The sequence below is a fragment of the Streptomyces sp. NPDC007162 genome (genome assembly GCF_040634175.1).
Taxonomy (GTDB): Bacteria; Actinomycetota; Actinomycetes; order Streptomycetales; family Streptomycetaceae; genus Streptomyces.
The window spans coordinates 1-1275 of record NZ_JBEYFC010001022.1; the positions used below are offsets into that span (position 1 = coordinate 1).

Genomic DNA, 1275 nt, shown 5'->3' on the forward strand with positions numbered 1-1275 from the left:
CTCGGCCCTGGGGCGAGCGGGCCGCAGAGCTGAACCCGGCGCACCTGGTCCTGTTCGACGTGATGTTCCTCGGACGGAAAGCTTGCTGGCACAGGTCGGCGAGCTTCCTCTGCCAGCCGTCATCCATTCGGCAAGCAAGGGGCCAGCTGGTCGTGGACGTGGAGAGGCATCACGCGCGCATGCTCAGCAAGCGTGTCCAGGAACGCTGTGGTCAGTGGGTCCGGACCGGAACGTGTGTAGGCAGTCAGGGTGCGGCGTACGGGCGGGTCGGGGCGGAGCAGGCTGCCGGCGAATACGTCACCGGCACCGTACTGCACGTCGACGGCGGCGGACGCCTCGCCTGACCCAACTGCCGCCGAGCCGCCCTACGCTTCGCCGACCTGCCTGACCAAGGCCCTCGCCGGTAGCACCTGGAAATGCCACGGATTTGAGACTGATCATGGGTGACAAGGCCATGAGACAGCTAAGAACGCCCAGGCCACGCAAAATCGACATGTCGCGAGCGGCGAGGCCCTACACTCAGCCTGAGTTCTCCCCCACACCCCGGCATCGTCGCCGCCCGCAAATGATCAGTGGCTACACCGGCGAACGAGACCTCAGCCTGCGGACCCGTGGCGGGTCGTTCCAGGAACCCGAGCTTCACGGCCGGCTCGCAGTGGGGGCATGCCGGAACGTCATGGCGCAGCGCGTCCAGCGCCTGCTCACGCGTCACCGGCCGACACCGGCCGTTCTTGGCCGGTGCCCAGCAGTCACCGCGGTAGTGGACCGAGGCCCCGCCGAGGTGTCCGAGGCGAAGTAGCACTTCGTCACCGACCGGCAGATCATCGCCGAGCCCCCGGCGGGCGGGCCCTGCACCTGGTCCGCCCGGGCCATCACCGGCACCGTCCCGACCGCCCGGGCCGTGACCGTGCGGCGGGTGGAACGCGACCGCTGGTCCGCCTCCGCCCTCGCCCTCGCCCACACCCTGCCCGCCGGACACGCTGTCATCTCCCTGACCACCACCACCGGCCAGCGCACACGCCCGGCCCTGGTCGGCCTCCAGCACTGACCCGACCACAACCCCGACCATCAACCCGACCGAGGCCCGGACCACACAGGTCCGGGCCCCGGCCGTACGCGCCTCCGACCGGGTTGCGCAGCTAAGGGCGGGGCGGTGTACAGCCGCGCACCCGCCTCACCGACGATCCGGAAATCCGGGACCGTGCGGAAGCGAACGAACTCCGGTCTCTGCGAAGACGACGCGGTTCCTCGCCCGCGCCACCCCTACCTCCTTCC

At 70.0% G+C, this 1275-nt stretch carries 3 protein-coding genes; 2 read left to right on the forward strand and 1 reads right to left on the reverse strand.

Going from position 1 to position 1275, the window contains the following annotated elements:
- A partial coding sequence (locus tag ABZ646_RS46820; RefSeq protein ID WP_360533954.1) for a hypothetical protein occupies positions 1–344 on the forward strand: 344 nt, incomplete at its 5' end.
- 119 nt (positions 345–463) lie between these two features.
- Here ABZ646_RS46820 and ABZ646_RS46825 read toward each other — a convergent pair.
- Positions 464–961: a DUF6233 domain-containing protein gene (locus ABZ646_RS46825; RefSeq protein ID WP_360533957.1), complete on the reverse strand. Its 498-nt coding sequence runs from the start codon at positions 959–961 to the stop codon at positions 464–466.
- Between ABZ646_RS46825 and ABZ646_RS46830 the strand changes: the two genes are divergently transcribed.
- On the forward strand, positions 902–1048 hold the full coding sequence (locus ABZ646_RS46830; RefSeq protein WP_360533960.1) for a hypothetical protein: 147 nt from the start codon (positions 902–904) through the stop codon (positions 1046–1048). The genes ABZ646_RS46825 and ABZ646_RS46830 overlap by 60 nt on opposite strands.
- Positions 1049–1275: the final 227 nt, after the last annotated feature.